The organism is Rhizobium sp. 01T437 (assembly GCF_056398505.1).
Genome location: NZ_JBFTPM010000022.1, coordinates 1 through 25,275 on the forward strand (window position 1 = coordinate 1; position 25,275 = coordinate 25,275).

The 25,275-nt window shown below is 59.3% G+C and carries 39 protein-coding genes; 33 read left to right on the top strand and 6 right to left on the bottom strand.

The features are described from left to right. From AC1DM5_RS30135 to rplQ, 28 genes are all read left to right on the top strand, one after another. Positions 1–148 (top strand): EF-Tu C-terminal domain-related protein (locus tag AC1DM5_RS30135; RefSeq protein ID WP_477822931.1); only part of this gene is annotated, 148 nt, incomplete at its 5' end. 307 nt (positions 149–455) lie between these two features. Continuing rightward, a complete protein-coding gene (gene rpsJ, locus AC1DM5_RS30140) occupies positions 456–764 on the top strand; it encodes a 30S ribosomal protein S10 (protein ID WP_003547547.1) in 309 nt (102 codons plus the stop codon). A gap of 33 nt (positions 765–797) precedes the next feature. Continuing rightward, positions 798–1,439: a 50S ribosomal protein L3 gene (rplC, locus tag AC1DM5_RS30145; RefSeq protein WP_477822868.1), complete on the top strand. Its 642-nt coding sequence runs from the start codon at positions 798–800 to the stop codon at positions 1,437–1,439. Between the two features lie 13 nt (positions 1,440–1,452). Next, positions 1,453–2,073 (top strand): 50S ribosomal protein L4, encoded by a 621-nt coding sequence (gene rplD, locus AC1DM5_RS30150; RefSeq protein ID WP_007812861.1) that lies wholly within the window; start codon positions 1,453–1,455, stop codon positions 2,071–2,073. Continuing rightward, entirely contained in the window at positions 2,070–2,363 is a 294-nt protein-coding gene (locus AC1DM5_RS30155) for a 50S ribosomal protein L23 (RefSeq protein WP_007812862.1), read from the top strand. Before rplD ends, AC1DM5_RS30155 begins: the two co-directional genes overlap by 4 nt. 10 nt (positions 2,364–2,373) lie before the next feature. Continuing rightward, positions 2,374–3,210: a 50S ribosomal protein L2 gene (gene rplB, locus AC1DM5_RS30160; RefSeq protein ID WP_477822869.1), complete on the top strand. Its 837-nt coding sequence runs from the start codon at positions 2,374–2,376 to the stop codon at positions 3,208–3,210. A 15-nt stretch (positions 3,211–3,225) separates the two neighbouring features. After that, a complete protein-coding gene (rpsS, locus tag AC1DM5_RS30165; protein ID WP_007531666.1) occupies positions 3,226–3,504 on the top strand; it encodes a 30S ribosomal protein S19 in 279 nt (92 codons plus the stop codon). A gap of 2 nt (positions 3,505–3,506) precedes the next feature. After that, positions 3,507–3,896 carry a 50S ribosomal protein L22 gene (gene rplV / locus AC1DM5_RS30170; protein WP_018115519.1) on the top strand — a complete coding sequence of 130 codons (390 nt, stop codon included), beginning with the start codon at positions 3,507–3,509 and terminating at the stop codon, positions 3,894–3,896. Beyond that, positions 3,896–4,630, top strand: coding sequence for a 30S ribosomal protein S3 (gene rpsC / locus AC1DM5_RS30175; protein ID WP_007812868.1), 735 nt, complete (start codon positions 3,896–3,898; stop codon positions 4,628–4,630). Before rplV ends, rpsC begins: the two co-directional genes overlap by 1 nt. Positions 4,631–4,668: 38 nt before the next feature. Further along, positions 4,669–5,082, top strand: a complete 414-nt coding sequence (gene rplP, locus AC1DM5_RS30180; protein ID WP_003573792.1) for a 50S ribosomal protein L16 — start codon at positions 4,669–4,671, stop codon at positions 5,080–5,082. 12 nt (positions 5,083–5,094) lie between these two features. Further along, positions 5,095–5,295, top strand: a complete 201-nt coding sequence (gene rpmC, locus AC1DM5_RS30185) for a 50S ribosomal protein L29 (protein WP_007812871.1) — start codon at positions 5,095–5,097, stop codon at positions 5,293–5,295. 12 nt (positions 5,296–5,307) lie between these two features. Beyond that, positions 5,308–5,547: a 30S ribosomal protein S17 gene (gene rpsQ / locus AC1DM5_RS30190; protein WP_007812872.1), complete on the top strand. Its 240-nt coding sequence runs from the start codon at positions 5,308–5,310 to the stop codon at positions 5,545–5,547. 261 nt (positions 5,548–5,808) lie between these two features. Beyond that, positions 5,809–6,177: a 50S ribosomal protein L14 gene (gene rplN, locus AC1DM5_RS30195; protein ID WP_003573790.1), complete on the top strand. Its 369-nt coding sequence runs from the start codon at positions 5,809–5,811 to the stop codon at positions 6,175–6,177. A 12-nt stretch (positions 6,178–6,189) separates the two neighbouring features. Continuing rightward, positions 6,190–6,498 carry a 50S ribosomal protein L24 gene (rplX, locus tag AC1DM5_RS30200; protein ID WP_037106636.1) on the top strand — a complete coding sequence of 103 codons (309 nt, stop codon included), beginning with the start codon at positions 6,190–6,192 and terminating at the stop codon, positions 6,496–6,498. Further along, positions 6,491–7,048, top strand: a complete 558-nt coding sequence (gene rplE / locus AC1DM5_RS30205) for a 50S ribosomal protein L5 (protein ID WP_007812878.1) — start codon at positions 6,491–6,493, stop codon at positions 7,046–7,048. The genes rplX and rplE overlap by 8 nt, the downstream gene beginning before the upstream one ends. Before the next feature lie 32 nt (positions 7,049–7,080). Next, positions 7,081–7,386 (top strand): 30S ribosomal protein S14, encoded by a 306-nt coding sequence (rpsN, locus tag AC1DM5_RS30210; RefSeq protein ID WP_007812880.1) that lies wholly within the window; start codon positions 7,081–7,083, stop codon positions 7,384–7,386. Positions 7,387–7,398: 12 nt separating this feature from the next. Further along, positions 7,399–7,797 carry a 30S ribosomal protein S8 gene (rpsH, locus tag AC1DM5_RS30215; RefSeq protein ID WP_113297888.1) on the top strand — a complete coding sequence of 133 codons (399 nt, stop codon included), beginning with the start codon at positions 7,399–7,401 and terminating at the stop codon, positions 7,795–7,797. 41 nt (positions 7,798–7,838) lie between these two features. Then, on the top strand, positions 7,839–8,372 hold the full coding sequence (gene rplF / locus AC1DM5_RS30220) for a 50S ribosomal protein L6 (protein WP_477822871.1): 534 nt from the start codon (positions 7,839–7,841) through the stop codon (positions 8,370–8,372). Between the two features lie 12 nt (positions 8,373–8,384). Further along, entirely contained in the window at positions 8,385–8,747 is a 363-nt protein-coding gene (rplR, locus tag AC1DM5_RS30225) for a 50S ribosomal protein L18 (protein WP_113297886.1), read from the top strand. A 130-nt stretch (positions 8,748–8,877) separates the two neighbouring features. Then, a complete protein-coding gene (rpsE, locus tag AC1DM5_RS30230) occupies positions 8,878–9,447 on the top strand; it encodes a 30S ribosomal protein S5 (protein WP_007812885.1) in 570 nt (189 codons plus the stop codon). Positions 9,448–9,460: 13 nt separating this feature from the next. Next, positions 9,461–9,670, top strand: coding sequence for a 50S ribosomal protein L30 (gene rpmD / locus AC1DM5_RS30235; protein ID WP_007812887.1), 210 nt, complete (start codon positions 9,461–9,463; stop codon positions 9,668–9,670). Between the two features lie 16 nt (positions 9,671–9,686). Further along, on the top strand, positions 9,687–10,160 hold the full coding sequence (gene rplO / locus AC1DM5_RS30240; RefSeq protein WP_113324621.1) for a 50S ribosomal protein L15: 474 nt from the start codon (positions 9,687–9,689) through the stop codon (positions 10,158–10,160). A 235-nt stretch (positions 10,161–10,395) separates the two neighbouring features. Then, positions 10,396–11,736: a preprotein translocase subunit SecY gene (gene secY / locus AC1DM5_RS30245; RefSeq protein ID WP_113324622.1), complete on the top strand. Its 1,341-nt coding sequence runs from the start codon at positions 10,396–10,398 to the stop codon at positions 11,734–11,736. Next, positions 11,733–12,383: an adenylate kinase gene (locus AC1DM5_RS30250; protein WP_113324623.1), complete on the top strand. Its 651-nt coding sequence runs from the start codon at positions 11,733–11,735 to the stop codon at positions 12,381–12,383. Before secY ends, AC1DM5_RS30250 begins: the two co-directional genes overlap by 4 nt. Before the next feature lie 219 nt (positions 12,384–12,602). Beyond that, the gene (gene rpsM / locus AC1DM5_RS30255) at positions 12,603–12,971 is read left to right on the top strand and encodes a 30S ribosomal protein S13 (protein ID WP_439014703.1); all 369 of its coding nucleotides are present in this window, start codon (positions 12,603–12,605) and stop codon (positions 12,969–12,971) included. A gap of 133 nt (positions 12,972–13,104) precedes the next feature. Next, positions 13,105–13,494 carry a 30S ribosomal protein S11 gene (gene rpsK, locus AC1DM5_RS30260; RefSeq protein WP_003547577.1) on the top strand — a complete coding sequence of 130 codons (390 nt, stop codon included), beginning with the start codon at positions 13,105–13,107 and terminating at the stop codon, positions 13,492–13,494. A gap of 97 nt (positions 13,495–13,591) precedes the next feature. Then, entirely contained in the window at positions 13,592–14,602 is a 1,011-nt protein-coding gene (locus AC1DM5_RS30265; RefSeq protein ID WP_477822872.1) for a DNA-directed RNA polymerase subunit alpha, read from the top strand. 124 nt (positions 14,603–14,726) lie between these two features. Next, positions 14,727–15,149: a 50S ribosomal protein L17 gene (gene rplQ / locus AC1DM5_RS30270; RefSeq protein WP_007812897.1), complete on the top strand. Its 423-nt coding sequence runs from the start codon at positions 14,727–14,729 to the stop codon at positions 15,147–15,149. 76 nt (positions 15,150–15,225) lie between these two features. Here the strand turns inward: rplQ and AC1DM5_RS30275 are convergent, their stop codons facing one another. Beyond that, the gene (locus AC1DM5_RS30275) at positions 15,226–15,609 is read right to left on the bottom strand and encodes a VOC family protein (RefSeq protein WP_477822873.1); all 384 of its coding nucleotides are present in this window, start codon (positions 15,607–15,609) and stop codon (positions 15,226–15,228) included. Positions 15,610–15,706: 97 nt separating this feature from the next. After that, complete coding sequence (locus AC1DM5_RS30280; protein WP_477822874.1) at positions 15,707–16,576, bottom strand: DUF817 domain-containing protein; 870 nt, start codon at positions 16,574–16,576, stop codon at positions 15,707–15,709. Between the two features lie 169 nt (positions 16,577–16,745). Between AC1DM5_RS30280 and AC1DM5_RS30285 the strand changes: the two genes are divergently transcribed. Beyond that, positions 16,746–17,144 carry a ribosomal maturation YjgA family protein gene (locus AC1DM5_RS30285; protein WP_477822875.1) on the top strand — a complete coding sequence of 133 codons (399 nt, stop codon included), beginning with the start codon at positions 16,746–16,748 and terminating at the stop codon, positions 17,142–17,144. A gap of 7 nt (positions 17,145–17,151) precedes the next feature. Here the strand turns inward: AC1DM5_RS30285 and msrQ are convergent, their stop codons facing one another. Further along, entirely contained in the window at positions 17,152–17,814 is a 663-nt protein-coding gene (gene msrQ / locus AC1DM5_RS30290; RefSeq protein WP_477822876.1) for a protein-methionine-sulfoxide reductase heme-binding subunit MsrQ, read from the bottom strand. Next, positions 17,814–18,761 (bottom strand): protein-methionine-sulfoxide reductase catalytic subunit MsrP, encoded by a 948-nt coding sequence (gene msrP, locus AC1DM5_RS30295; RefSeq protein WP_477822877.1) that lies wholly within the window; start codon positions 18,759–18,761, stop codon positions 17,814–17,816. Before msrP ends, msrQ begins: the two co-directional genes overlap by 1 nt. Positions 18,762–19,082: 321 nt before the next feature. Here msrP and ilvD point away from each other — a divergent pair, with 321 nt between their 5' ends. Further along, positions 19,083–20,921 carry a dihydroxy-acid dehydratase gene (gene ilvD, locus AC1DM5_RS30300; protein WP_477976498.1) on the top strand — a complete coding sequence of 613 codons (1,839 nt, stop codon included), beginning with the start codon at positions 19,083–19,085 and terminating at the stop codon, positions 20,919–20,921. Between the two features lie 58 nt (positions 20,922–20,979). On the opposite strand, the gene AC1DM5_RS30305 is transcribed toward ilvD, so the two are convergent. Further along, complete coding sequence (locus tag AC1DM5_RS30305) at positions 20,980–21,384, bottom strand: GFA family protein (protein ID WP_477976500.1); 405 nt, start codon at positions 21,382–21,384, stop codon at positions 20,980–20,982. A gap of 75 nt (positions 21,385–21,459) precedes the next feature. Here AC1DM5_RS30305 and AC1DM5_RS30310 point away from each other — a divergent pair, with 75 nt between their 5' ends. After that, the gene (locus AC1DM5_RS30310; protein ID WP_037106607.1) at positions 21,460–21,918 is read left to right on the top strand and encodes a MarR family winged helix-turn-helix transcriptional regulator; all 459 of its coding nucleotides are present in this window, start codon (positions 21,460–21,462) and stop codon (positions 21,916–21,918) included. 6 nt (positions 21,919–21,924) lie between these two features. On the opposite strand, the gene AC1DM5_RS30315 is transcribed toward AC1DM5_RS30310, so the two are convergent. After that, entirely contained in the window at positions 21,925–22,275 is a 351-nt protein-coding gene (locus AC1DM5_RS30315) for a lysozyme inhibitor LprI family protein (protein ID WP_477822879.1), read from the bottom strand. Positions 22,276–22,554: 279 nt separating this feature from the next. Between AC1DM5_RS30315 and AC1DM5_RS30320 the strand changes: the two genes are divergently transcribed. Together AC1DM5_RS30320 and AC1DM5_RS30325 are read left to right on the top strand one after the other, a co-directional pair. Next, positions 22,555–23,955: a DegQ family serine endoprotease gene (locus AC1DM5_RS30320; RefSeq protein ID WP_477822880.1), complete on the top strand. Its 1,401-nt coding sequence runs from the start codon at positions 22,555–22,557 to the stop codon at positions 23,953–23,955. Beyond that, positions 23,952–25,268 (top strand): replication-associated recombination protein A, encoded by a 1,317-nt coding sequence (locus AC1DM5_RS30325; protein WP_477822881.1) that lies wholly within the window; start codon positions 23,952–23,954, stop codon positions 25,266–25,268. Before AC1DM5_RS30320 ends, AC1DM5_RS30325 begins: the two co-directional genes overlap by 4 nt. Positions 25,269–25,275: the final 7 nt, after the last annotated feature.

Here is a 25,275-nt window from a genome sequence, read left to right on the forward strand (position 1 = left end):
AGGCACGGAAATGGTTATGCCTGGCGACAACGTCACGGTTGACGTCGAGCTGATCGTTCCGATCGCGATGGAAGAAAAGCTTCGCTTCGCTATCCGCGAAGGCGGCCGCACCGTCGGTGCAGGCATCGTTGCTTCGATCATCGAGTAATTCATTCGGCTGCTCCGGTGGGGCAGCCGATTCGATGACATTATTATGATGCAGGCGGCGCAAGCCGCTTGCTTATTACACAGAAATGTTGCAAATGGCGCGCGAGCGCGATTTGCGTAACGCTTTGGATGACGAAGCGGCGACTAAACAAACAATAAGGTGGGTCAAAAGGCCCTGAAGAGTGGATAGGGGTGCCGTAACAGGCGTCTCTCTCGATCTTTGAAACCGGTGGTCCGCCTTAGGAAGAAAGAACAACCCGTGTCTTGCCTAAAGACATGTGGAAAAACAAACACAAGGATAACGTCGAATGAACGGCCAAAATATCCGCATTCGCCTGAAGGCGTTCGATCACCGGATTCTCGATGCTTCCACGCGCGAGATCGTGTCGACGGCGAAGCGCACCGGTGCTAGCGTCCGGGGCCCCGTTCCGCTTCCGACCCGCATCGAGAAGTTTACGGTCAACCGGTCCCCGCACATCGACAAGAAGAGTCGCGAACAGTTCGAGATGCGCACGCATAAGCGCCTGCTCGACATCGTAGATCCGACCCCGCAGACGGTAGACGCGCTGATGAAGCTCGATCTCGCCGCAGGTGTCGATGTTGAGATCAAGCTCTGAGCTTGCTCGAGCTGAGTTGGAAGGATTGAACCGATGCGTTCAGGTGTAATTGCACAGAAGGTGGGAATGACCCGCGTCTACAACGACGCCGGCGAGCATGTCCCGGTAACGGTACTGCGTTTGGAAGGCTGCCAGGTCGTGGCCCAGCGCACCGTAGAAAAGAATGGCTATACCGCGCTTCAGCTCGGTGCTGGCCAGGCCAAGGTAAAGAACACGTCCAAGGCCATGCGCGGCAACTTTGCCATCGCCAACGTTGAGCCCAAGGCCAAGCTTCAGGAATTCCGCGTTTCGGAAGACCATCTGCTTGATGTTGGTACCGAGCTCAAGGCTGGCCACTTTGCCGCTGGTCAGCTCGTCGATGTCACCGGCACGACGATTGGTAAGGGCTTTGCCGGCGCCATGAAGCGCCACGGTTTCGGCGGTCTCCGCGCCACGCACGGTGTGTCCGTTTCGCACCGCTCGCATGGTTCGACTGGTTCGCGCCAGGATCCGGGCAAGGTTTTCAAGAACAAGAAGATGGCTGGTCACATGGGCCAGACGCGCGTGACGACGCAGAACCTTGAAGTGGTTTCGACCGATGAAGATCGCGGTCTGATCCTGATTAAGGGTGCAGTACCCGGTTCCAAGGGTGCCTGGATCATCGTGCGCGACGCCGTCAAGTCGGCAGCGAAGTAAGGGAGCCAGACCAATGGAATTGAACGTCAAGACCCTCGAGGGAAAAGACGCTGGGAAGGTTTCCCTTTCGGAAGCGATTTTCGGCCTTGAGCCCCGCGAAGATATTCTCGCCCGCGTTATCCGCTGGCAGCTTGCCAAGAAGCAGCAGGGCACGCACCAGGCAAAGGGCCGCGCAGACGTCTGGCGCACCGGCGCCAAGATGTACAAGCAGAAGGGTACGGGCCGCGCTCGTCACCATTCGGCTCGTGCTCCGCAGTTCCGCGGCGGTGGTAAGGCTCACGGCCCGGTTGCTCGCAGCCACGAACACGATCTTCCCAAGAAGGTACGTGCACTCGGCCTGCGCCATGCGCTGTCCGCCAAGATCAAGGCAGACGAACTGATCATTATCGATGATCTGGTCGCCAACGAAGCAAAGACGAAGGCTCTGGCCGGCGTATTCGCAACGCTGGGCCTCACCAACGCCCTCTTCATCGGCGGCGCCGAGCTCGACGGTAACTTCAAGCTCGCTGCCCAGAACATCCCGAACATCGATGTTCTGCCGATCCAGGGCATCAACGTTTACGACATCGTCCGCCGCGGCAAGCTCGTGCTTTCCAAGGCTGCCGTTGAAGCGCTAGAGGAGCGATTCAAGTGACCGATCTCCGCCACTACGATGTGATCGTTTCTCCTGCGATCACCGAAAAGTCCACGCTGGTATCGGAAAACAACCAGGTTGTTTTCAATGTCGCCAAGAAGGCGACGAAGCCGGAAATCAAGGCTGCAGTCGAGGCGCTCTTCGGCGTCAAGGTTACCGCCGTCAACACTCTGCTGCGCAAGGGCAAGACCCGGCGTTTCCGCGGTTTTGTCGGCAAGCAGCAGGACGTGAAGAAGGCTGTCGTGACGTTGGCCGAAGGCCAGACGATCGACGTCTCCACCGGTCTCTGAGGATAAAAAAATGGCATTGAAAACATTCAATCCGACGACCCCGAGCCAGCGTCAGCTGGTCATCGTCGATCGTTCGGGCCTCTACAAGGGCAAGCCGGTCAAGTCGCTGACGGAAGGTCTGACCAAGAGCGGTGGTCGTAACAACCTCGGCCGTATCACGGCCCGCTTCATCGGCGGCGGTCACAAGCGTACCTATCGCATCATCGACTTCAAGCGTCGCAAGTTCGACGTCGAAGGCACGGTCGAGCGTATCGAATACGACCCGAACCGCACGGCTTACATCGCGCTCGTCCGCTACGCCGACGGCGACCAGGCCTACATCATTGCTCCGCAGCGCCTTGCTGCGGGCGACAAGGTCATCGCTTCCGACAAGGTTGTCGACGTCAAGCCCGGCAACACGATGCCGCTGCAGTACATCCCGGTCGGCTCCATCATCCACAACGTGGAAATGAAGCCGGGCAAGGGCGGTCAGATTGCCCGCTCTGCCGGTTCCTACGCGCAGCTCGTCGGCCGCGACCAGGGTATGGCTATCCTTCGCCTGAACTCGGGCGAACAGCGCCTCGTGCACGGCACCTGCCTTGCTTCGATCGGTGCGGTGTCGAACCCTGACCATGCCAACATCAACGACGGCAAGGCCGGTCGTACTGTTTGGCGCGGCAAGCGTCCGCATAACCGCGGCGTCGTCATGAACCCGGTCGACCATCCGCACGGCGGTGGTGAAGGCCGCACCTCGGGCGGCCGTCACCCGGTTTCTCCGTGGGGCAAGCCGACCAAGGGCAAGCGTACTCGGTCGAACAAGTCGACCGACAAGATGATCATGCGCTCGCGTCATCAGCGTAAGAAGTAAGAGAGGAAGTCTCCAATGGCTCGTTCAGTATGGAAAGGTCCGTTCGTTGACGGCTATCTTCTCAAGAAGGCTGAGAAGGTTCGTGAAGGCGGACGCGCAGAAGTAATCAAGATCTGGAGCCGTCGCTCCACGATCCTGCCGCAGTTCGTCGGTCTCACCTTCGGCGTCTACAACGGCAGCAAGCATGTTCCGGTCAGCGTCAATGAAGACATGGTCGGTCACAAGTTCGGTGAATTCTCTCCGACCCGGACCTATTACGGTCACGGCGCGGACAAGAAGGCAAAGAGGAAGTAACGATGGGCAAGGCAAAAACAGAACGCCGGCTCAAGGACAACGAAGCGCAGGCAGTCGCCCGCACGCTCCGCGTCAGCCCCCAGAAGCTCAACCTGGTTGCTGCGGCCATCCGCGGCAAGAAGGTCGAGCGTGCACTCGCTGAGCTGGAATTCTCCCGCAAGCGTATTGCAGGCGCCGTCAAGAAGACGCTCGAATCTGCGATCGCCAACGCTGAAAACAACCATGACCTCGACGTCGACGCTCTCGTCGTCGCCGAGGCTTATGTCGGCAAGTCGATCGTCATGAAGCGCTTCCACGCTCGTGGCCGTGGCCGCGCATCGCGCATCGAACGTCCGTTCGCTCACCTGACGATCGTCGTTCGTGAAGTGCAGGCACAAGAGGAGGCCGCATAATGGGTCAGAAAATCAATCCGATTGGTTTCCGTCTTGGCATCAACCGTACCTGGGATAGCCGCTGGTTTGCGGACAATGCCGAATACGGTCAGCTCCTGCACGAAGACCTGAAGATGCGTAAGTTCGTCATGAGCGAACTGAAGCAGGCCGGTATCTCCAAGGTGGTCATCGAGCGTCCGCACAAGAAGTGCCGCGTCACGATCCACTCGGCCCGTCCGGGCCTGATCATCGGCCGCAAGGGCGCCGACATCGACAAGCTCCGTAAGAAGCTGTCGGAAATGACGAACTCCGAAACACACCTCAACATCGTTGAAGTGCGTAAGCCGGAAATCGACGCAACGCTCGTTGCTCAGTCGATCGCCCAGCAGCTCGAGCGCCGCGTGGCTTTCCGCCGCGCCATGAAGCGCGCCGTTCAGTCCGCGATGCGTCTTGGCGCCGAAGGCATCAAGATCACCTGCGCAGGCCGTCTCGGCGGCGCAGAAATCGCTCGTACGGAATGGTACCGCGAAGGCCGCGTTCCGCTGCACACCCTGCGCGCTGACATCGACTACGGTACGGCTGAAGCCGAAACCGCATTCGGTATCTGCGGCATCAAGGTCTGGATCTTCAAGGGCGAAATCCTTGAGCACGATCCGATGGCTTCCGAACGCCGCGCGCTGGAAGGCGACGCACAGGGCCCGGCAAGCCGCGAACGCGACCGTGGCGATCGTCGCCGCGAACGCGACAACGCGTAATTAGCGCTGGCGAAAGATAAGCTCGGAGAAGTAAGAAAATGTTGCAGCCAAAGCGTACTAAGTACCGCAAGCAGTTCAAGGGCCGCATCAAGGGCGTTGCCAAGGGCGGTTCCGACCTTGCCTTCGGTGAATTCGGCCTGAAGGCTCAGGAGCCGAACCGCGTTAACGCTCGTGAGATCGAAGCGGCTCGCCGCGCGATCACGCGTTACATGAAGCGCGCCGGCCGTGTTTGGATCCGCGTGTTCCCGGACGTTCCGGTAACCGCAAAGCCTACCGAAGTCCGTATGGGTAAGGGTAAGGGTTCCGTGGAATACTGGGCATGCAAGGTCAAGCCCGGTCGTATGATGTTCGAGATCGACGGTGTCTCCGAGGAAATCGCGCGTGAAGCGCTTCGCCTCGGCTCGGCCAAGCTCTCGGTCAAGACGCGCTTTGTACAGCGCATCGCAGAGTAAGGAGAAGGCACGATGAAAGCCGAAGAAGTACGCGGCCTCACGGCCGACCAGCTCAAGGACAAGCTTGCCGACCTGAAGAAGGAGCAGTTTAACCTGCGCTTCCAGAAGGCGACCGGCCAGCTCGAAAAGTCCTCGCGCATCGATGAAGTTCGCAAGGACATCGCCCGCGTGAAAACCATTGCTCGCCAGAAGGCGGCGGAAGCAAAGGCGTAAAGGAAGAAAAACATGCCGAAGCGCATTCTGCAGGGCGTCGTCGTTGGCGACAAGAACGAGAAGACTGTCGTAGTTCGCGTTGAGCGCCGTTTTGCTCACCCGCTGCTCCAGAAGACCGTTCGTCGTTCCAAGAAGTACAAGGCCCACGACGAAAACAATCAGTACAAGATCGGCGATATCGTCTCCATCGAGGAGTGCGCACCGATCTCCAAGGACAAGCGCTGGACGGTTATTGCCGCCCAGGCCAAGTAAGAATTTTGCGCGAGGCCTTGCGTCTCGCGGAAATTTCTATATGAAGCAGCGTCGGAACGCTCGAATGCCGGGCGTTCTTTTGCTTTAAGCGCACGGAAGGTCCCATCTGGGAAACCACCCTGGCAACGATCTATCCCGCGCTATTCAAGCTATTGCCGTGTTTTCGCTGTCCTTGTGACGAGCGGCCGGCAGACATTTTTCATAAGCCGGAAGAGGGGGCTTTGCCCAACCATTCCGGTAAGAACAAGAAGGCGACCTGATATGATTCAGATGCAAACAAACCTCGACGTCGCGGATAATTCCGGCGCACGTCGTGTCATGTGCATCAAGGTGCTGGGCGGCTCGAAGCGCAAGTATGCCTCGATCGGCGACGTCATCGTCGTTTCGATCAAGGAAGCTATTCCGCGCGGCCGTGTGAAGAAGGGTGACGTGATGAAGGCGGTTGTCGTTCGCACCGCCAAGGACATCCGTCGTCCGGATGGCTCTGTCATCCGCTTCGACACCAACGCAGCAGTCCTCATCGACAACAAAAAAGAGCCGATCGGCACCCGTATCTTCGGACCGGTTCCGCGCGAATTGCGTGCGAAGAACCACATGAAGATCATCTCGCTGGCTCCCGAAGTACTGTAAGGAGCGGGAACGATGCAGAAGATTCGTAAGGGCGACAAGGTCGTCATGCTCGCAGGCAAGGACAAGGGCCGCACTGGCGAAGTCATCCAGGTCCTGCCGAAGGAAGATCGCGCCGTGGTTCGCGGCGTTAACGTCGTAAAGCGCCACCAGCGTCAGACGCAGACCCAGGAAGCCGGGATCATTTCCAAGGAAGCTTCGGTCCACCTGTCCAACGTCGCCATCGTCGACAAGGACGGCAAGCCGACCCGCGTCGGCTTCAAGGTTGTTGACGGCAAGAAGGTCCGCGTGGCTAAGCGTTCGGGAGAAGTGATCGATGGCTGAGGCAAAGTACGAGCCGCGGCTCAAGAAGGAATATGTCGAGCGGATCCGTAAGGCGATGCAGGAGAAGTTCTCCTACGCCAACGAGATGATGATCCCGAAGCTCGACAAGATCGTTATCAACATGGGTGTGGGCGAAGCCACGGCTGATTCTAAGAAGCCGACCGTTGCTGCTGCCGACCTGGCTGCTATCGCTGGCCAGAAGCCGGTCATCACCCGCGCACGTAACTCTATCGCTGGCTTCAAGGTCCGCGAAAACATGCCGATCGGCGCAAAGGTCACCCTGCGCGGCGCCCGCATGTACGAGTTCCTGGATCGCCTGGTCAACATCGCGCTTCCGCGCGTTCGCGACTTCCGCGGCCTGAACCCGAAGAGCTTTGACGGCCGTGGCAACTTCGCCATGGGCATCAAGGAGCACATTGTGTTCCCAGAAATCAACTACGACAAGGTTGATCAGATGTGGGGCATGGACATCATCGTTTGCACGACGGCAACGACCGACGACGAAGCTCGCGCGCTCCTCACGGAGTTCAGCTTCCCGTTCCGTCAGTAACCGTAACGACGAGCGTAGAAAAGGAACCTGACATGGCGAAGACAAGCGCAGTTGAAAAGAACAAGCGCCGCCGTAATACGGTCGCAAACCAGGCTGGCAAGCGTGCTGCCCTGAAGGCGATCATCATGAACCAGGCTCTTCCGATCGAAGAGCGGTTCAAGGCCTCGATCAAGCTGGCATCCCTGCCGCGTGACGGATCGAAGACCCGCATTCGCAACCGTTGCGAAGTGTCCGGTCGTCCGCGCGCTTACTACCGTAAACTGCGTATGTCGCGTATCGCGCTGCGTGAACTGGGCAATCTCGGCAAGGTGCCGGGCATCGTCAAGTCGAGCTGGTAAGGAGCAGGTTAGATGACAATGACTGATCCGTTGGGCGATATGCTCACCCGTATCCGCAACGGTGCTTCGCGTCGCAAGTCGTCGGTTTCGACACCTGCTTCCAGGCTCCGTGCACGTGTTCTCGATGTTCTCCAGTCCGAAGGCTACATCCGTGGCTACTCCGTCGTCGATTTCGGCAACGGCAAGTCGGAACTGAACATTGAGCTGAAGTACTATGAAGGCGCATCGGTGATCCGTGAGATCGGCCGTGTGTCCAAGCCGGGCCGCCGGGTTTATGTCTCGGTCAAGTCCATTCCGCAGGTCGCGAACGGCCTCGGCATCACCATCCTTTCGACTCCGAAGGGCGTGATGGCCGATCACCAGGCTCGCGAACAGAACGTTGGTGGCGAGGTTCTCTGCTCGGTCTTCTAAGACTGCGCAGGGTCTCCATAGCGAACAGACAGGATTGAAACATGTCTCGTATCGGTAAGAAGCCCGTTCAGGTGCCTGCTGGGATCACGGCTACGGTCGATGGCCAGAAGGTTACTGCTAAGGGCCCGAAGGGCGAGCTGTTCTTCGTCGCAAACGACGAAATCAGCCTCAAGCTCGAAAACAATGCGGTCGTCGTGACGCCGCTTTCGCAGACCAAGGATGCTCGTTCGAAGTGGGGCATGTCCCGCACGATGATCGAAAACATCTTCAGGGGCGTTAAGGACGGCTTCGAGCGCAAGCTTGAAATCAACGGCGTTGGTTACCGTGCCTCGCTGCAGGGCAAGAACCTGCAGTTGGCTCTCGGTTTCAGCCACGACGTGGTCTATGAACCGCCGCAGGGCATCACGATCGCTGTGCCGAAGCCGACGGAAATCGTCGTTACCGGCATCAACAAGCAGCAGGTCGGTCAGGTCGCCGCCGAGATCCGCGAATATCGCGGTCCGGAGCCCTACAAGGGCAAGGGCGTCAAGTATGCCGATGAGCGGATTGTCCGCAAAGAAGGCAAGAAGAAGTAAGGATCACGCGAAATGGCTAGCAGGAAAGAAGCACTTGCACGTCGTGCCAACCGCGTGCGCCGTCATCTCAAGTCGGTGGCCAACGGCCGTCCGCGCCTGTCGGTTCATCGCTCGTCGAAGAACATCTACGCTCAGGTCATCGACGATGTTGCCGGCAAGACGCTTGCCGCTGCATCGACCCTCGACAAGGATCTGCGCGGTTCTCTGAAGACCGGTGCCGACACAGCAGCAGCAGCCCTCGTTGGCAAGCTCGTCGCTGAGCGCGCCTCCAAGGCAGGTGTCACTGAGGTCGTATTCGATCGTGGCGCCTTCATCTATCACGGCCGCATCAAGGCCCTGGCAGATGCAGCCCGCGAAAGCGGTCTGACCTTCTAATCAGTTTCCGGCCGAAGGCTCTCGAGCCTCGGCCGGATTTCACCGGACCGCAAACCGTTCCCTTGGGGAAGACGATGCGGTCCTCGTTTTGTTTGCCGATTGCACCCGGAAAAGAAAAAGGAAGAGGACAATGGCACAGGAAAGAAGGCCGCAGCGGGAAGACCGCCAGAGCCGCGAAGAGCGCGATAGCGAATTCGTCGACAAGCTTGTCGCGATCAACCGCGTCGCCAAGGTCGTCAAGGGCGGCCGTCGTTTTGGTTTCGCAGCACTCGTCGTCGTCGGCGACCAGAAGGGCCGCGTAGGTTTCGGGCATGGCAAGGCACGCGAAGTGCCGGAAGCTATCCGCAAGGCAACCGAAGCAGCCAAGCGCGAACTGATCTTCGTACCGCTGCGTGACGGCCGTACGCTGCATCACGATGTCCATGGCCGTCATGGCGCCGGCAAGGTTCTGCTGCGCTCGGCCAAGGTCGGTACCGGTATCATCGCCGGCGGTCCAATGCGCGCCGTTTTCGAAACGCTCGGCGTTCACGACGTCGTCGCCAAGTCGACCGGTTCGTCGAACCCCTACAACATGGTTCGCGCTACCTTCGACGCTCTGAAGCACCAGGTTCACCCGAAGGACATCGCAGCTCAGCGCGGCATCAAGTATGCTACGCTCCAGGCTCGCCGTGCCGCTTCTGGCAACGCCTCTGAAGAATAAGAGGAGCTGACCAATGGCCAAGGCTACCAAGAAGGCTGAAGCGAAGACTGTTACGATCGAACAGATCGGCAGCCCGATTCGCCGTCCGGACGTCCAGCAGCGCACGCTGATCGGTCTCGGACTGAACAAGATGCACCGTCGCCGCACGCTGGAGGACACTCCGGCCGTTCGTGGCATGATCCGTGCCGTCCAGCATCTCGTTCGCGTCGTCGACGAGAAGTGAGTCCGGAGTAACGCTCATGAAACTCAATGAAATTAAAGATAACGAAGGCTCTACCCATAGCCGCAAGCGTCTTGGCCGTGGTATCGGCTCGGGCTCCGGCAAGACCGGTGGTCGCGGTGTAAAGGGTCAGAAGTCCCGTTCGGGCGTCGCCATCAACGGCTTCGAAGGCGGTCAGATGCCCATCTACCGTCGCCTGCCGAAGCGCGGCTTCAACAACATCTTCGCAGCCGACTATGTCGTCGTATCGCTGGCACGCATCCAGGCTGCCATCGACGCCGGCAAGCTGGACGCGAAGGCGACCATTGATGCGGCTGCTCTGAAGGCTGCCGGCGTCATCCGTCGCGCCAAGGACGGCGTTCGCGTTCTCGCCGACGGCGAGCTCAAGGCCAAGATCACCCTCGAAGTTGCAGGCGCTTCCAAGCCTGCCGTCGAGAAGATCGAAAAGGCTGGCGGCACGGCAACGCTTCTTTCTGCCGCAGCGGCAGAATAATAAACTGATGATATATCGCCCGGGGTGCTTCACACCGGGCGATTTTGCTCCCATATGTGAGCCTCACAAAAACCTGCTTGGACGCATCCGCGTCGAGACGGTAAGACTGAAAACGAGGGTGAGGCATAGGGTTGCGCCAGCGATCCGTCCGAAGCCCGGTTTTTAAAAGAAATTCATACTGATTCCGGTGCCGGCCGACTCGAGAGCGCCCGGAATTGGTAGCGCGGAGAATCGCATGGCTTCTGCAGCGGAACAACTGGCTTCAAACCTCAATTTTTCGACCTTTGCCAAGGCCGAGGATCTTAAGAAGCGCCTGTGGTTCACACTGGCAGCTCTCCTTGTCTACCGGTTGGGTACGCATATTCCGCTTCCGGGCCTCAATCCGCAGGCTTACGCGCAGGCCTTCCAAGGCCAGGCGGGCGGCATTCTCGGCCTCTTCAACATGTTCTCGGGCGGCGCTGTACAGCGCATGGCGATCTTCGCGCTCGGCATTATGCCCTACATTTCCGCTTCGATCATCGTGCAGCTCATGACCTCGGTCGTGCCGGCGCTCGAAAACCTGAAGAAGGAAGGCGAGCAGGGTCGCAAAATCATCAACCAGTATACCCGCTACGGCACCGTCATCCTTGGCGCCCTGCAGGCTTACGGCATCGCCGTCGGTCTTCAGAGCGGCAATGGCCTTGTCGTCGATCCGGGCTGGTTCTTCAAGATTTCGACCGTCCTGACGCTGCTCGGCGGCACCATGTTCCTGATGTGGCTCGGTGAGCAGATCACCTCGCGCGGCATCGGCAACGGTATTTCGCTGATCATTTTCGCAGGCATTGCAGCCGGTCTTCCGACCGCACTTGCCGGCACGTTGGAGCTCGGCCGTACTGGTGCGCTGTCGACGAGCCTCATTCTGCTCGTCATCGTCGTCGCGATCGCGGTCATCGCCGTGATCGTCTTCGTCGAGCGTGCGCAGCGCCGTCTGCTGATCCAGTATCCGAAGCGCCAGGTCGGCAACCGCATGTTCCAGGGCGATACCTCGCACCTGCCGCTGAAGTTGAACACCTCGGGCGTCATCCCGGCTATCTTTGCATCTTCGCTGCTGCTTCTGCCGGCGACACTCGCAGGCTTTGCCAGCACGACGGCGATGCCCGCCTGGGCGACCTCCATCGTTGCAGCGCTTGGCCACGGCCAGCCGCTTTACATGGTGCTCTATGCGGCCCTCATCGCCTTCTTTGCCTTTTTCTACACGGCCATCGTCTTCAATCCGAAGGACACGGCCGATAACCTGAAGAAGCATGGCGGCTTTGTCCCGGGCATCCGCCCGGGCGATCGCACTGCCGAATATATCGACTACGTGCTGACCCGTATCACGGTGATCGGCGCTATCTATCTCGTCTTCGTCTGCATCCTGCCTGAGATTCTGGTGTCGCAAACCGGCATCCCATTATCCCTTGGTGGGACTTCGCTTTTGATCGTGGTTAGCGTAACTCTTGATACGGTGGCACAGATCCAGGGCCATCTGATCGCACAGCAGTACGAAGGCCTGATCAAGAAATCGAAGCTGCGTGGAGGAAAGAGGGGGCGATGAGACTTATACTTTTGGGGCCGCCGGGCGCGGGTAAGGGGACCCAGGCCCAGCGGATCGTGGAAAAGCATGGCATTCCGCAGCTTTCCACGGGTGACATGCTGCGCGCCGCCGTTCAGGCCGGTACGGAAGTCGGTAAGCGCGCCAAGGCTGTCATGGACGCCGGAAACCTGGTCTCGGACGAGATTGTCAATGCCATCGTCTCCGAACGAATCGATCAGCCCGATTGCGCCAACGGCTTCATCCTCGACGGCTTCCCGCGCACGCTCGTGCAGGCAGATGCCACAGAGGCGATGTTGAAGGCCAAGGGTCTCGATCTCTCGGTCGTCATCGAATTCCGTGTCGACGACAAGGAACTGGTCCGCCGCGTGGCAGGCCGTTACTCCTGCGCCGAGTGCGGCACCGTCTATCACGACTCGGACAAGGTGCCGGTTAAGGAAGGCGTCTGCGACAAGTGCGGTTCGACCCACTTCAAGCGTCGTCCCGACGACAATGCCGAGACCATGACCAAGCGTCTCGAGGTCTATTACAAGGAAACCTCGCCGCTGATCGGCTACTATTATGCCAAGGGCAAACTGAAGTCCGTGGATGGCATGGCCGAAATCGATCAGGTTACCACCGAGATCGAACGCATTCTTTCCAAGCTTTAAAGCTTTGAAAATAAACTTCGCGGGAGCGGTTGCTTTTTTGCACTGATTCCGCTAAACCGCGCCAACTCGCGACATTCCCTGCGATCGGCGCGGATTTCCCGAAGGAAATCCGGGTTCGATCGTTTTGTGATGTTACGAACCCGAATTTAATCGAGCGGCCTTTGGCTGCATAACGAAGCCCTATTGCCGGATGGCAACTGGAATGCAAGGAGAACAGGCGTGGCACGTATCGCTGGCGTCAACATCCCGACTGCAAAGCGCGTCGTCATCGCGCTGACCTACATTCACGGGATTGGATCGAAATTCGCGCAGGAAATCGTCGAGAAGGTCGGTATTCCGGCTGATCGCCGCGTTCATCAGCTCACGGATGCTGAAGTCCTTCAGATCCGCGAAACCATTGACCGTGACTATCACGTCGAAGGTGATCTTCGTCGCGAAACCTCGATGAACATCAAGCGTCTGATGGACCTCGGCTGCTACCGCGGCCTGCGTCACCGTCGTGGCCTTCCGGTCCGCGGTCAGCGCACGCACACCAATGCCCGCACCCGCAAGGGTCCGGCAAAGGCGATCGCTGGTAAGAAGAAGTAATTTCCGGGAAACCGGAGTGGGGAGGCTGGCGGTCTGCGCCGGCCTCTTTTGAGTTTGGAGCGGGGTCATATAGGCGCCGTTCCGGTGTAGCCGCTGGGATTACGGCGGTGAAGAGATCAACGAAAGGAATACCATGGCTAAGGAAGCCGTCCGCGTTCGCCGTCGCGAACGTAAGAATATCTCGTCGGGTGTCGCTCACGTCAACTCGACCTTCAACAACACGATGATCACCATCACCGACGCACAGGGCAATGCGATTGCTTGGTCGTCTGCTGGCGCCAAGGGCTTTAAGGGCTCGCGCAAGTCGACCCCGTTTGCTGCCCAGATCGCTGCCGAAGACTGCGCCAAAAAGGCCCAGGAACATGGCATGAAGTCGCTGGAAGTCGAAGTTTGCGGTCCGGGTTCCGGCCGTGAATCGGCTCTGCGCGCGCTCCAGGCTGCCGGTTTCATGATCACGTCCATCCGCGATGTGACCCCGATCCCGCACAATGGCTGCCGTCCGCGCAAGAAGCGCCGCGTCTGATCATCGCTATCGTCACCGGTGAGCGCCTCGGCGCTCCCGGTGGTTTTCAAGCTCGGTTGCCACGATTGGATGGTGGCAACGAACGGAAGGCAAAATTATGATTCAGAAGAACTGGCAGGAATTGATCAAGCCGAACAAGGTGGAGTTCTCTTCGAGCTCGCGCACCAAGGCGACTCTCATTGCAGAGCCGCTTGAGCGCGGTTTCGGCCTCACCCTCGGCAACGCGCTGCGCCGCGTTCTGCTCTCCTCTCTGCGCGGTGCCGCTGTTACGGCCGTGCAGATCGACGGCGTGCTGCATGAATTCTCCTCGATCCCGGGCGTTCGCGAGGACGTTACGGACATCGTGCTCAACATCAAGGAAATCGCCATCAAGATGGATGGCGACGATGCCAAACGCATGGTCGTGCGCAAGCAGGGTCCGGGTGTTGTAACGGCTGGCGACATCCAGACGGTCGGCGATATCGAAATCCTCAACCCAGAGCATGTCATCTGCACGCTCGACGAGGGTGCCGAGATCCGCATGGAGTTCACCGTCAACAACGGCAAGGGCTACGTTCCGGCTGAGCGCAATCGTGCGGAAGATGCTCCGATCGGCCTCATCCCGGTGGACAGCCTCTATTCGCCGGTCAAGAAAGTGTCCTACAAGGTTGAAAACACCCGCGAAGGACAGGTTCTCGACTACGACAAGCTGACCATGTCCATCGAAACCGATGGCTCTATCTCCGGTGAAGATGCCGTCGCTTTCGCGGCTCGCATCCTGCAGGACCAGCTTGGCGTCTTCGTCAACTTCGACGAACCGCAGAAGGAAACCGAAGAAGAGGCAGTCACCGAACTGGCCTTCAACCCGGCGCTCCTCAAGAAGGTGGACGAGCTCGAACTGTCCGTTCGTTCGGCAAACTGCCTGAAGAACGACAATATCGTCTACATCGGCGACCTCATTCAGAAGACCGAAGCAGAAATGCTCCGCACCCCGAACTTTGGTCGCAAGTCGCTCAACGAAATCAAGGAAGTTCTCGCTTCCATGGGCCTGCACCTCGGCATGGAAGTGCCTGCATGGCCGCCCGAGAACATCGAAGATCTCGCCAAGCGTTACGAAGACCAGTATTAAGAAACAAAAAGGCAGGCTTTTTACGGCTGCCTTTCCCCGTCAAACAGCAGGCCTATCGCCTGCATGTGCCAGGAAACGGCAGGCCCAGTTAGCGTAAGGGCACCTGCATTAAAGGAGAATAGCAATGCGCCATGGTAAAGCCGGCCGCAAGCTGAATAGAACTGCAAGCCACCGCAAGGCGATGTTCGCCAACATGGCGGCTTCGCTCATCACCCACGAGCAGATCGTCACGACCCTGCCGAAGGCCAAGGAAATCCGTCCGATCGTCGAGAAGCTCGTTACCCTCGGCAAGCGCGGCGACCTGCACGCTCGCCGTCAGGCGATTTCGCAGATCAAGGACGCAGTCGTCGTCAACAAGCTGTTCGACACGATCGCCTCGCGTTACGCAACCCGCAACGGCGGCTACCTGCGTATCATGAAGGCCGGCTTCCGCCAGGGCGACAACGCTGCTCTCGCTGTCATCGAATTCGTTGACCGCGACACCTATGCAAAGGGTGCAGCCGACAAGGCTCGCGTCGCTGCTGAAGAGCAGTCTGTCGCTGCCTAAGATTTTCCGGTTACGGAAACAGGAAAGCCGGGCTTTGCCCGGCTTTTTTTGTTTGTGCGTTTGAGCCCGCTTCTGTTCAAGCTTTGTCAAGCGGCTGATTGATCATAGCTTCGATATTGTAGCCATCGGGATCGAGAACAAAGCAGGCATAATAATTGGGCGCGTAGTCCGGGCGCGGGCCAGGTGCGCCATTATCCCGCGCGCCGGCTGCTAGAGCGCTTTGATAGAACGCATCGACCTCAGCCCTGTTCTTGGCTCGAAAAGCGACGTGGATGCGTGTCAGAGGCGAGGCGCTATCGGCCTGCTGGATTTCGAACAGGCAACCATTGCCGATATCGAAGGCCCAGAACACGTTCTCCTTCCCGAAGGACAATGTGTATCCCAAGGGTGTGAAGGCTCTTTCGTAAAAGAGCCTTCTCTTTGTGAGATCGCTTACTGCGACGGTGATATGGTCAATCACGCTTGGCGCTCCTTGTGAGCTGACAGGGATGGCGAGATAAAAGCCTGTCCGGCGTTCGCTCCAAACATGTCCTGGTACTCTGCCCGTTTTCGGAAATTCATTCAGGCACGTGGATCTTGTGTTTGATATGCTTGAGGTTCGCAACGATCGTAAAGGTCATGATCACCAGCAAGCACCACGAACTCCATTTGCCGATATGCACGGTCGACCACGCGCCGATCTGGTTTGGATAGCGCCACACGCCGAAGAAGGTGCTGATATTCTCCGCAAGCCAGATGAAGAAGCCGATCAGGACGAAGGCGAGAAGCAGGGGCATCTTGCGGTCTTGATCATAGGGCCTGAAGATGACCGTGGTGCGCGCATAAAGACCGAGCGTGCAGGCGGCGATATACCAGCGGTAATCGCCGATATAGTGGTGGGTGAAGAAGTTGGCGTAGATCGCCAATGCCGTGAGCCCGGCCATCCAGTAGGATGGATGGTGTCTTACGCGCAGATCAAACAGGCGCCAGGCCTGGATGACATAGCTGCCGACGGCCGCGTACATGAAGCCGGAAAACAGCGGGACGCCGAAGAGCTTCGTATAGGCGAAATCCGGATAGCTCCAGGACTGGATGCTGCCGGACGTCTTGAAGACCTCCAGCGCAAAACCGACCACATGGAAGACGGAGATCGCCTTCAACTCATCGATGGTCTCGAGTTTTGTCCAGACCATCCAGGCCTGGATTGCAAGAGCGACAATCAGCAGCAGATCGTAGCGCGGGATACCGACAAGGCCTGCACGCGGCACCAGAAAAACCGACAGAAAAAACAGACCCGCGAAGAGGCAAGCCCGGGCTTCCTTGACTCCGAAATAGAAGAATTCGACGACGAAGCGTTCGATGCCATTGCGCGGAAGATCGGCCGGTCGGTCGATCAAATGCTTGTCCAGTAGAGGGAGCAATCCTTGAAGCGCGGCAACTTTCGGCATGTTCTTGCGAGCGATCCCGAGACTCGTTTCGAAGCAGTAGGAAGCTATCAGGCTCGGTTACGCTAGGACAGCACCAGCTTGATAATTTACTGCTTCGCAATTAGGCGTTCAAATCAGTTGAGATCATGGTGGTCGATTACAATTGAGCGGAACGATTCAAGGCAGGCAGTTGCAGCGCCTCGCGGCCCTATTCCTGATCATCATTTCCGGCCTGCTGCTCAGGCGCTTTGGCTACTCCGTCGATCTGCCCTTCGCCGTCGTCAAATATGGTGGTTCGCTGCTTTGGGGATCGATGGTGTATTTCCTGCTGGCATTTGCTGTTGGAGGCCTTAGCGCAAGAATTCGGCCTGCAGGAATTGCCATCATCGCACTCGCTATCGCCATATGCGTCGAGCTGTTCCGACTCTACCACACCCCCTGGCTCGATGCCTTCAGATTGACGACCTCAGGCGCCTTACTGCTTGGGCGGGTATTCTCGCTCTGGAATATTGTCGCATACGCTTTCGGAATAGCGGCCGCTTATGCGCTTGATCCGGCGCGCAGGCAATCATCGCCTTCGAGGCCCTAACGCGGCTTTACGAAGCCGATGAAGCCACGGCACGGCCGCCACGTGCTCGTCCCTGCCCCTTCTTCCGGCTCCGCCCGATCGGCTTATAGGAGCGATAGAGGATCAGCGCGATGATCAGGCCGACATAAATGTACTGTTCGAGATCGAGGATCTTCGTGGACAGTGCAAAGTGCAGCGCGGCACAGGCACCGATGATGTAGATGAGGCGATGCAGCCAGATCCAGTTCTTGCCGAGGCGGCGGATCGAGAAATTATTGGAGGTGACGGCGAGTGGCACCAGCATCGCCAATGCGCCCATGCCGAACATGATGAAGGGGCGCTTCACCACATCGTCAATGACGGCAGCGATATCCAGTGCCTGATCGAGCACCATGTAGACGGTGAAATGCATCAGCGCGTAGTAGAAAGTCAGAAGACCGAGCGCGCGGCGATAGCGCAGATAGTTCCAGCCGAGAAGATCTCGGGCAGGGGTGACGGCCAGCGTCAGGATCAGGAAACGGATCGTCCAGATGCCGAGGAAGAGCTCGAATGTCTTCACCGGGTCGGCACCGAGTTGATCCGTCGCGCCGAGATAGAAATACCAGGCGGCGGGCACGAGTCCGACGACATAGAGCAGCCAGACGGACGCCGGCTGCCAGCGCTTCGGAATGGCGAGCGAAAACGCCGTCATCAGAAATTGACCCTCAGATCCATGCCGTCATAAAGGCTGGCAACTTCGTCGGCATAGCCGTTGAAGGGCAGGGTGGGGTGGCGGTTGGCGCCGAAGAAACCGCTTTCGCCGATGCGCCGCTCGGTCGCCTGGCTCCAGCGCGGATGGTCGACTGCAGGATTGACGTTGGCATAGAAGCCGTATTCCTGCGGGTTTGTCACCTGCCAGGTATTCTTCGGCTGCTGATCGGTGAGTGTGATGCGCACGATCGACTTGATGCCCTTGAAACCATACTTCCACGGCACGACGAGGCGCACCGGCGCACCATTCTGGTTCGGCAACGTTTCGCCATAGAGCCCGACGGCGAGCAGCGTCAGCGGGTGGCGTGCCTCGTCCATGCGTAGGCCCTCGACATAGGGCCAGTTCAGCGACTGGAAGAGGCCGGCCTGGCCGGGCATCTCTTCGGGGCGCACAACGGTCTCGAAGGCGACATATTTGGCGCTGCCCTGCGGCTCCACCTTGTCGAGAAGTGAAGCAAGCGGAAAGCCGTTCCACGGAATGACCATCGACCAGGCTTCCACGCAGCGCATGCGATAGACGCGCTCCTCGATCGGGAACTCCTTCATCAGCGCCTCGATATCGAAGGTGCCGGGCTTGTTGACCATGCCGTCGACCTTGATCGTCCAGGGCAGCGGCTTGAACTTGCCGGAAAGTGCTGCGGGATCACCCTTGTCGAGGCCGAATTCGTAGAAGTTATTGTAGGTGGTCACGTCCTTGATCGGCGTTAGCTTCTCATCGACCGTGTACTTGCTCTTGACGGTCGTGAGCGCCGCGGCACTCGCTTTGCCAGCGCCGTAGAGCGCGATCGCGCCAAACGTCGCAGCGCCGAGAAATTCCCGGCGCTTCAGGTAAATCTCGCGCGGCGTGATTTCCGAGGAGCGGATTTTGGGCGGACGATAGGCTGGCATATCGAATTCCTCCTGGGCGGGGCGGCCCGTGTGAATCTTTAGACGCAGATAGAGCTCTTCGGATCAGTGTGTATGCCTTGAATCTTAGGGACGAAAAGCCAATTTTTTGTGTTCGTCCGTGATGGAATAGACCGTAACAAAAGTGCCCTAGTATCCGTATATGCCTGATGGTGCCGTCCGTACCGCTTTGGGCATTCCCGGTAGTGACAGCTTGGGCCGATTGGATTAGGACAATTCCAAAAAGCAGCGACTGCCCGGCCTTCGCAAATCACTTGCCGCCCCGCATCGCCAGACAATTCCTGGATATTGAGGAAGACACCGATGCCAGCTTATCGTTCCAGAACCACAACCCACGGCCGCAACATGGCGGGCGCGCGCGGCCTTTGGCGCGCCACGGGCATGAAGGATTCGGATTTCGGCAAGCCGATCATCGCTGTGGTGAACTCCTTCACGCAGTTCGTCCCCGGCCACGTCCATCTCAAGGATCTCGGCCAACTCGTCGCCCGCGAAATCGAAGCGGCCGGCGGCGTTGCCAAGGAATTCAACACGATCGCCGTGGATGACGGTATCGCCATGGGTCATGACGGCATGCTCTATTCGCTGCCCTCGCGTGAGCTGATCGCCGACAGCGTCGAATACATGGTCAACGCCCACTGCGCCGACGCCATGGTCTGCATCTCCAATTGCGACAAGATCACCCCCGGCATGCTGATGGCGTCGCTCCGCCTCAACATACCCACGGTCTTCGTATCCGGCGGCCCGATGGAGGCCGGCAAGGTCGTCCTGCATGGCAAGACCCATGCGCTCGACCTCGTCGATGCCATGGTCGCTGCTGCCGACGACAAGATCTCCGATGAAGACGTCAAGATCATCGAGCGTTCGGCCTGTCCGACCTGCGGCTCATGCTCCGGCATGTTTACCGCAAACTCCATGAACTGCCTGACGGAAGCGCTCGGTCTGTCGCTGCCCGGCAACGGTTCGACGCTTGCAACGCACGCCGACCGCAAGCGGCTCTTCGTTGAGGCCGGCCACCTGATCGTCGATCTCGCTCGCCGTTACTACGAGCAGGAGGATGAGAAGACCCTGCCGCGCGTGATTGCCTCGAAGCAGGCTTTCGAGAATGCCATGGCGCTTGATATCGCCATGGGTGGCTCTACCAACACCGTTCTGCACATTCTGGCGGCTGCGCACGAGGGCGAGGTGGATTTCACCATGGCCGACATCGACGCGCTGTCGCGCCGCGTTCCCTGCCTTTCCAAGGTTGCGCCGGCCAAGTCCGACGTTCACATGGAAGACGTTCATCGCGCTGGCGGCATCATGTCGATCCTGGGCGAACTCGATAAGGGTGGCCTCCTCAATCGCGACTGCCCGACGGTTCATGCCGAAACGCTGGGTGATGCGATCGATCGTTGGGATATCACCCGCACCAGCAGCGAGACCGTCCGCAACTTCTACCGTGCCGCTCCCGGCGGCATCCCGACACAGGTTGCCTTCAGCCAGGAAGCCCGTTGGGACGATCTCGATACCGACCGCGTCGGCGGTGTCATCCGCTCGGTCGAGCATCCCTTCTCCAAGGATGGTGGCCTCGCAGTTCTCAAGGGCAATCTGGCGGTCGACGGCTGCATCGTGAAGACGGCCGGTGTCGATGAATCGATCCTGAAGTTTTCCGGCCCGGCCAAGGTCTTCGAAAGCCAGGATGCGGCGGTCAAGGGCATTCTCGGCAACGAGGTCGTGGCCGGTGACGTCGTCGTCATCCGCTATGAAGGCCCGAAGGGCGGCCCCGGCATGCAGGAGATGCTCTATCCGACGAGCTACCTGAAGTCGAAGGGCCTCGGCAAGGCTTGCGCGCTGATCACCGACGGCCGCTTCTCCGGCGGCACCTCCGGTCTCTCGATCGGCCATGCTTCGCCGGAAGCTGCCAACGGTGGCGTCATCGGTCTCGTGCGCCAGGGTGACATGATCGACATCGATATCCCGAACCGCACCATCAGCCTGCGTGTCAGCGATGCGGAGCTTGCCACCCGCCGTGCCGAGCAGGATCAGAAGGGCTGGCATCCAGCCGAGCCGCGCAAGCGCAACGTCTCGACCGCGCTCAAGGCCTATGCGGCCTTCGCAACCAGTGCCGACCGTGGCGCCGTTCGCGACCTGAACGCTCGCTAAACTGTCTGATTGAAGAATGTTTAGAGCCCCTGATTACAAATCAGGGGCTCTTTCATTTTCAGAGATGCCGCGTTTCGGCCGGCACGGTCCACCAGCTATTGTTTCTGCCGTCGAAATATTGCACCGGCGCTTCCGCAAGCTCTGCGGGATCGAGATCGTCAAGGCAGGCGAGATTGATCGAGACATAGGCGCCGCCGACCGCCTCGATATAACCGTCACCATAGGCCGGCACCCCGCAATTGGCGCAGAAGCGGTGATGGCCGGAGAAGGTGCCGAACTGGTAATCGCTGATGCCGGTCTCTTCGCACAGAAGGCGGAAATCCTCGGGCTTGATATTGGCGCCCCAGTAGCGGCGCTTCCAGCAGATCGAGCAATTGCACTTTCCGGTTCCGGCCTGAAGGTCGATATCGGCCTCGTAGCGGATCCGGCCGCAATGGCAGCTTCCATGATAGGTCTTCTTCATATGTTCCTCCTTGCGAGTTGCTGCATCGTATGACAACATATTGTCATTATTAACGCATGACAATATGTTGTCAAGATGACGAGAAAACGTACGCCTGATGGCGATGCCTTTGCCGCCCTCTCCATCGCGGTGATCCGCCTTTCCGCCCACTTACAGGCTGAAGGCGACGCGCTTGCCAAACCTGCAGGTCAGACCAGCGCGCGCTGGCAGGTGCTTGCTGCGGCTGACCACGCGCCGATGTCGGTTGCCGATACGGCGCGTGCACTCGGTCTTGCCCGCCAGGGCGTGCAACGCATCGCCGATCTTCTTGAAGGAGAAGGACTGATTGCCTACCGGGCCAACCCGGTCCACCAGCGTGCCAAGCTGATGGAACTGACCGAGGCGGGGAGGAGGGCACTTGCCGACATCTCCGCCCGCCAGGCCGTCTGGGCAGACGAACATGGCACAACCTATGGCGAGGAACGTCTGCGCCAGGCCGCAAGCCTCATCAACGAGATGATTGCCGATTTCCAGGGCCGGGGAGATCAAGACTGAACGTCCTTAGAGGGGGCGATTGATGTTCTTGTAGGTCTCGCCGAGCTGCTTCAACCGTTCCTGATAGGCAGCACCAATGCAGGCAGCATCCGCGCCACAGGCCTGCCGCTTCTTCAGCCACGCGGTCTGCTCGTCCTGCAGCGTACCACGCGCGCCCATGGCGAGCAGGCCGGACAGCAGCTCGAAGGTCGTCACCATCTTCACATCGGCATCGTTGAGCGACCGGTTCTCACAGATCACCTTCTCATCCGGCTGCAGTTCCTTTGCATCGCAATTGAAGCTCGCTGCCCGTGCACCGTGCGGTGCAAAGGCGAGAAGCGTGGCGCAGACTGCGGCTGGTAGGATGGTGGTCTTCATGGTCTCTCCTGCTGCAAGGACACTCTGTTTCGATCTCACGGCAAAGATGATGCAGGTCCGTTTTATGGCAAGGATCAAACCCGTCCGCCGGCTTTCAAGACGTTGTCCCTGCACGGTGACTATGTCCTGCTTTTGAGCTTAGATATCAGTAACCTGCTTGATTTTCCTGATTCAAATTCCCAAATCCGTGATGCCTCGATCTTCCATGCTTCCGCCCTCTTTCCTTTCTAGCGTCGGGCGCTACAACATTTTTCTTGAGAGCATTTCAAAAGGATTCCCATGCAAGGCCTGTTCAAACACGCCTCCGTTTCGCTTCTGGCATTGACGCTCCTGCTGCCGGCTGTCGCCGAGGCGCAGACCAAGACTGTACCGGAAAGCCAGATGCAGATGCAGCTTTCCTTCGCGCCGCTGGTCAAGCAGACCTCGGGTGCCGTCGTGAATGTCTACGCCGAAAAGACCGTCCAGCGTCAGTCGCCCTTTGCCGGTGACCCCTTCTTCGAGCAGTTCTTCGGCCAGCAGATGCCGAACCGGTCGGAAAAGCAGTCTTCGCTCGGTTCCGGCGTCATCGTCGAGGCGAACGGCACCGTGGTGACCAACAATCACGTCATCGAAGGTGCCGATGACATCAAGGTGGCGCTGTCGGATGGCCGCGAATTCCCCTGCAAGGTCGTCCTGCGTGACGATCGGGTCGACCTCGCTGTCCTGAAGATCGACACCAAGGCTGAATTTCCGACGTTGCCGATCGGCAATTCCGATGCTGTCGAAGTGGGCGATCTGGTGCTGGCGATTGGCAATCCCTTCGGCGTCGGCCAGACCGTCACCAGCGGCATCGTTTCGGCGCTTGCCCGCAATCAGGTGGTTAAGAACGAGTTCGGCTTTTTCATCCAGACGGATGCCTCGATCAATCCCGGCAATTCCGGCGGCGCGCTGATGAACATGAAGGGTGAACTGATTGGCATCAACACGGCGATCTTCTCGCGCGGCGGCGGCTCGAACGGTATCGGCTTTGCCATTCCTGCCAATCTCGTCAAGGTCTTCCTGACCTCGGCCGATTCCGGCGTCAAATCCTTCGAGCGGCCCTATATCGGTGCGAGCTTCGATCCGGTGACCTCTGAGGTCGCCGATGCGCTCGGCCTCGACAAGGCGCGCGGTGCGCTGATCGCGAAGGTCACGGCGGATAGCCCGGCAGCCAAGGCCGGCCTCAAGGCGGGCGAGGTCATCACCGCCGTCGATGGCGTCTCCGTGGAACATCCGGATGCGCTTCTCTATCGATTGACGACGGCCGGCCTCGGCAGGTCGGTCAACCTGACGGTCATTGAGAACGGGCGCGAGCAGCAGATAACGCTTGCCCTTGCCCGCGCACCGGAAACCCAGCCCCGTGATCAGCGTACGATCGGCGGACGCACGCCCTTTACCGGTGCGGTCGTGGAAAACCTTTCGCCACGTGTCGCAGATGAGTTGAGGATGCCGCTCGATTCGACGGGTGTGGTCATCTCCGATGTCGAGGGCGGGTCTCCTGCTTCCCGGCTCGGCTTCGAGCCGAAGGATATCATCGTTTCCATCAATGGGGCCGAAGTGAAAACCAGCCGCGACCTGCAGGAGATCGCCGATTCCGATCCCAGCCTCTGGCGGGTCGAGATCGAACGCGATGGTCAGCGCATCAGGCAGTTCTTCCGATGAGTGACGATCTCTTCGCGCCGCGTGTTCCGGAAGAGGTCGCCAGCCGGCGGCCGCTTGCCGATCGCCTGCGGCCGAAGACACTTGGCGAGGTCACCGGTCAGGAACATCTGACCGGTGAGGATGGCGTTCTGCGCCGGATGATCGAGAGCGGCTCTCTTGGCTCCATGATCTTCTGGGGCCCGCCCGGAACCGGTAAGACGACGGTCGCGCGGCTTCTGTCGGGCGAGGCGGGTCTGGCATTCGAACAGATCTCGGCGATCTTTTCTGGCGTTGCCGATCTGAAGAAGGTGTTCGAGGCCGCCCGAATGCGCCGCATGGATGGCCGCCAGACGCTACTCTTCGTCGACGAGATCCATCGCTTCAACCGCGCCCAGCAGGACAGCTTCCTGCCGGTCATGGAGGATGGCACAGTCATCCTCGTCGGCGCGACGACGGAAAACCCGTCCTTCGAGCTCAACGCCGCTCTACTGTCGCGCGCCCGCGTGCTGACCTTCAAGTCGCATGACGAAGAGAGCCTCGAGGAATTGCTGAAACGTGCCGAGACGGTCGAGGGCAGGCTACTGCCGCTGACCGAGGACGCACGCGCCAGCCTGATCCGCATGGCTGATGGCGATGGCCGCGCGGTGCTGACGCTGGCTGAGGAAGTCTGGCGCGCCACCCGCGAGGGCGAGACCTTCGATACCGAGGGCCTGACGCGCATCGTCCAGCGCCGGGCGCCCGTCTACGACAAGGCGCAGGACGGCCACTACAATCTGATCTCGGCGCTTCACAAGTCGGTCCGCGGGTCCGATCCCGATGCCGCCCTCTATTATCTCGCCCGCATGTTCGATGCAGGTGAGGATCCGCTCTATCTCGGCCGGCGGCTGGTGCGCATGGCGGTGGAGGATATCGGGCTTGCCGATCCGCAGGCGCTGGTCATCTGCAACGCCGCCAAAGATGCCTATGACTATCTCGGTTCGCCGGAAGGCGAGCTGGCGTTCGCGCAAGCTTGCGTCTATCTCGCGACCGCCCCGAAATCCAATGCCGTCTATACCGCCTTCAAGGCGGCGACGATGGCCGCCAAGCAGAATGGCTCGCTCCTGCCGCCGAAGCACATCCTCAACGCGCCGACGAAGCTGATGAAGGGCGAGGGATATGGCGACGGCTACCGCTACGACCACGACGAGCCGGATGCATTCTCGGGCCAGGATTATTTTCCCGAAAAGATGGGCCGCCAGACTTTTTACGATCCTCCGGAACGCGGTTTCGAGCGTGAGATCCGCAAACGGCTGGACTGGTGGGCAAAACTTCGCAAAGAGCGCAATCCGCGCTGAGATCGGG

Excerpts from the sequence above, each read along its gene's own strand:
- rpsN (WP_007812880.1), top strand. The coding sequence starts at position 7,081 with ATGGCGAAGACAAGCGCAGTTGAAAAGAACAAGCGCCGCCGTAATACG.
- AC1DM5_RS30305 (WP_477976500.1), bottom strand. The coding sequence starts at position 21,384 with ATGAAGAAGACCTATCATGGAAGCTGCCATTGCGGCCGGATCCGCTAC.
- msrP (WP_477822877.1), bottom strand. The coding sequence starts at position 18,761 with ATGCCAGCCTATCGTCCGCCCAAAATCCGCTCCTCGGAAATCACGCCG.
- rpmC (WP_007812871.1), top strand. The coding sequence starts at position 5,095 with ATGAAAGCCGAAGAAGTACGCGGCCTCACGGCCGACCAGCTCAAGGAC.
- rpsQ (WP_007812872.1), top strand. The coding sequence starts at position 5,308 with ATGCCGAAGCGCATTCTGCAGGGCGTCGTCGTTGGCGACAAGAACGAG.
- rplQ (WP_007812897.1), top strand. The coding sequence starts at position 14,727 with ATGCGCCATGGTAAAGCCGGCCGCAAGCTGAATAGAACTGCAAGCCAC.
- rplD (WP_007812861.1), top strand. The coding sequence starts at position 1,453 with ATGGAATTGAACGTCAAGACCCTCGAGGGAAAAGACGCTGGGAAGGTT.
- ilvD (WP_477976498.1), top strand. The coding sequence starts at position 19,083 with ATGCCAGCTTATCGTTCCAGAACCACAACCCACGGCCGCAACATGGCG.
- rpsS (WP_007531666.1), top strand. The coding sequence starts at position 3,226 with ATGGCTCGTTCAGTATGGAAAGGTCCGTTCGTTGACGGCTATCTTCTC.
- rpsK (WP_003547577.1), top strand. The coding sequence starts at position 13,105 with ATGGCTAAGGAAGCCGTCCGCGTTCGCCGTCGCGAACGTAAGAATATC.
- rpsE (WP_007812885.1), top strand. The coding sequence starts at position 8,878 with ATGGCACAGGAAAGAAGGCCGCAGCGGGAAGACCGCCAGAGCCGCGAA.
- rplE (WP_007812878.1), top strand. The coding sequence starts at position 6,491 with ATGGCTGAGGCAAAGTACGAGCCGCGGCTCAAGAAGGAATATGTCGAG.
- rplN (WP_003573790.1), top strand. The coding sequence starts at position 5,809 with ATGATTCAGATGCAAACAAACCTCGACGTCGCGGATAATTCCGGCGCA.
- secY (WP_113324622.1), top strand. The coding sequence starts at position 10,396 with ATGGCTTCTGCAGCGGAACAACTGGCTTCAAACCTCAATTTTTCGACC.
- rplB (WP_477822869.1), top strand. The coding sequence starts at position 2,374 with ATGGCATTGAAAACATTCAATCCGACGACCCCGAGCCAGCGTCAGCTG.
- rplP (WP_003573792.1), top strand. The coding sequence starts at position 4,669 with ATGTTGCAGCCAAAGCGTACTAAGTACCGCAAGCAGTTCAAGGGCCGC.
- AC1DM5_RS30280 (WP_477822874.1), bottom strand. The coding sequence starts at position 16,576 with ATGCCGAAAGTTGCCGCGCTTCAAGGATTGCTCCCTCTACTGGACAAG.
- rplX (WP_037106636.1), top strand. The coding sequence starts at position 6,190 with ATGCAGAAGATTCGTAAGGGCGACAAGGTCGTCATGCTCGCAGGCAAG.
- AC1DM5_RS30325 (WP_477822881.1), top strand. The coding sequence starts at position 23,952 with ATGAGTGACGATCTCTTCGCGCCGCGTGTTCCGGAAGAGGTCGCCAGC.
- AC1DM5_RS30250 (WP_113324623.1), top strand. The coding sequence starts at position 11,733 with ATGAGACTTATACTTTTGGGGCCGCCGGGCGCGGGTAAGGGGACCCAG.
- rplV (WP_018115519.1), top strand. The coding sequence starts at position 3,507 with ATGGGCAAGGCAAAAACAGAACGCCGGCTCAAGGACAACGAAGCGCAG.
- AC1DM5_RS30320 (WP_477822880.1), top strand. The coding sequence starts at position 22,555 with ATGCAAGGCCTGTTCAAACACGCCTCCGTTTCGCTTCTGGCATTGACG.
- rplC (WP_477822868.1), top strand. The coding sequence starts at position 798 with ATGCGTTCAGGTGTAATTGCACAGAAGGTGGGAATGACCCGCGTCTAC.
- AC1DM5_RS30315 (WP_477822879.1), bottom strand. The coding sequence starts at position 22,275 with ATGAAGACCACCATCCTACCAGCCGCAGTCTGCGCCACGCTTCTCGCC.
- AC1DM5_RS30265 (WP_477822872.1), top strand. The coding sequence starts at position 13,592 with ATGATTCAGAAGAACTGGCAGGAATTGATCAAGCCGAACAAGGTGGAG.
- rplO (WP_113324621.1), top strand. The coding sequence starts at position 9,687 with ATGAAACTCAATGAAATTAAAGATAACGAAGGCTCTACCCATAGCCGC.
- rpmD (WP_007812887.1), top strand. The coding sequence starts at position 9,461 with ATGGCCAAGGCTACCAAGAAGGCTGAAGCGAAGACTGTTACGATCGAA.
- rpsH (WP_113297888.1), top strand. The coding sequence starts at position 7,399 with ATGACAATGACTGATCCGTTGGGCGATATGCTCACCCGTATCCGCAAC.
- rpsJ (WP_003547547.1), top strand. The coding sequence starts at position 456 with ATGAACGGCCAAAATATCCGCATTCGCCTGAAGGCGTTCGATCACCGG.
- rpsC (WP_007812868.1), top strand. The coding sequence starts at position 3,896 with ATGGGTCAGAAAATCAATCCGATTGGTTTCCGTCTTGGCATCAACCGT.
- rplR (WP_113297886.1), top strand. The coding sequence starts at position 8,385 with ATGGCTAGCAGGAAAGAAGCACTTGCACGTCGTGCCAACCGCGTGCGC.
- AC1DM5_RS30310 (WP_037106607.1), top strand. The coding sequence starts at position 21,460 with ATGACGAGAAAACGTACGCCTGATGGCGATGCCTTTGCCGCCCTCTCC.
- rplF (WP_477822871.1), top strand. The coding sequence starts at position 7,839 with ATGTCTCGTATCGGTAAGAAGCCCGTTCAGGTGCCTGCTGGGATCACG.
- msrQ (WP_477822876.1), bottom strand. The coding sequence starts at position 17,814 with ATGACGGCGTTTTCGCTCGCCATTCCGAAGCGCTGGCAGCCGGCGTCC.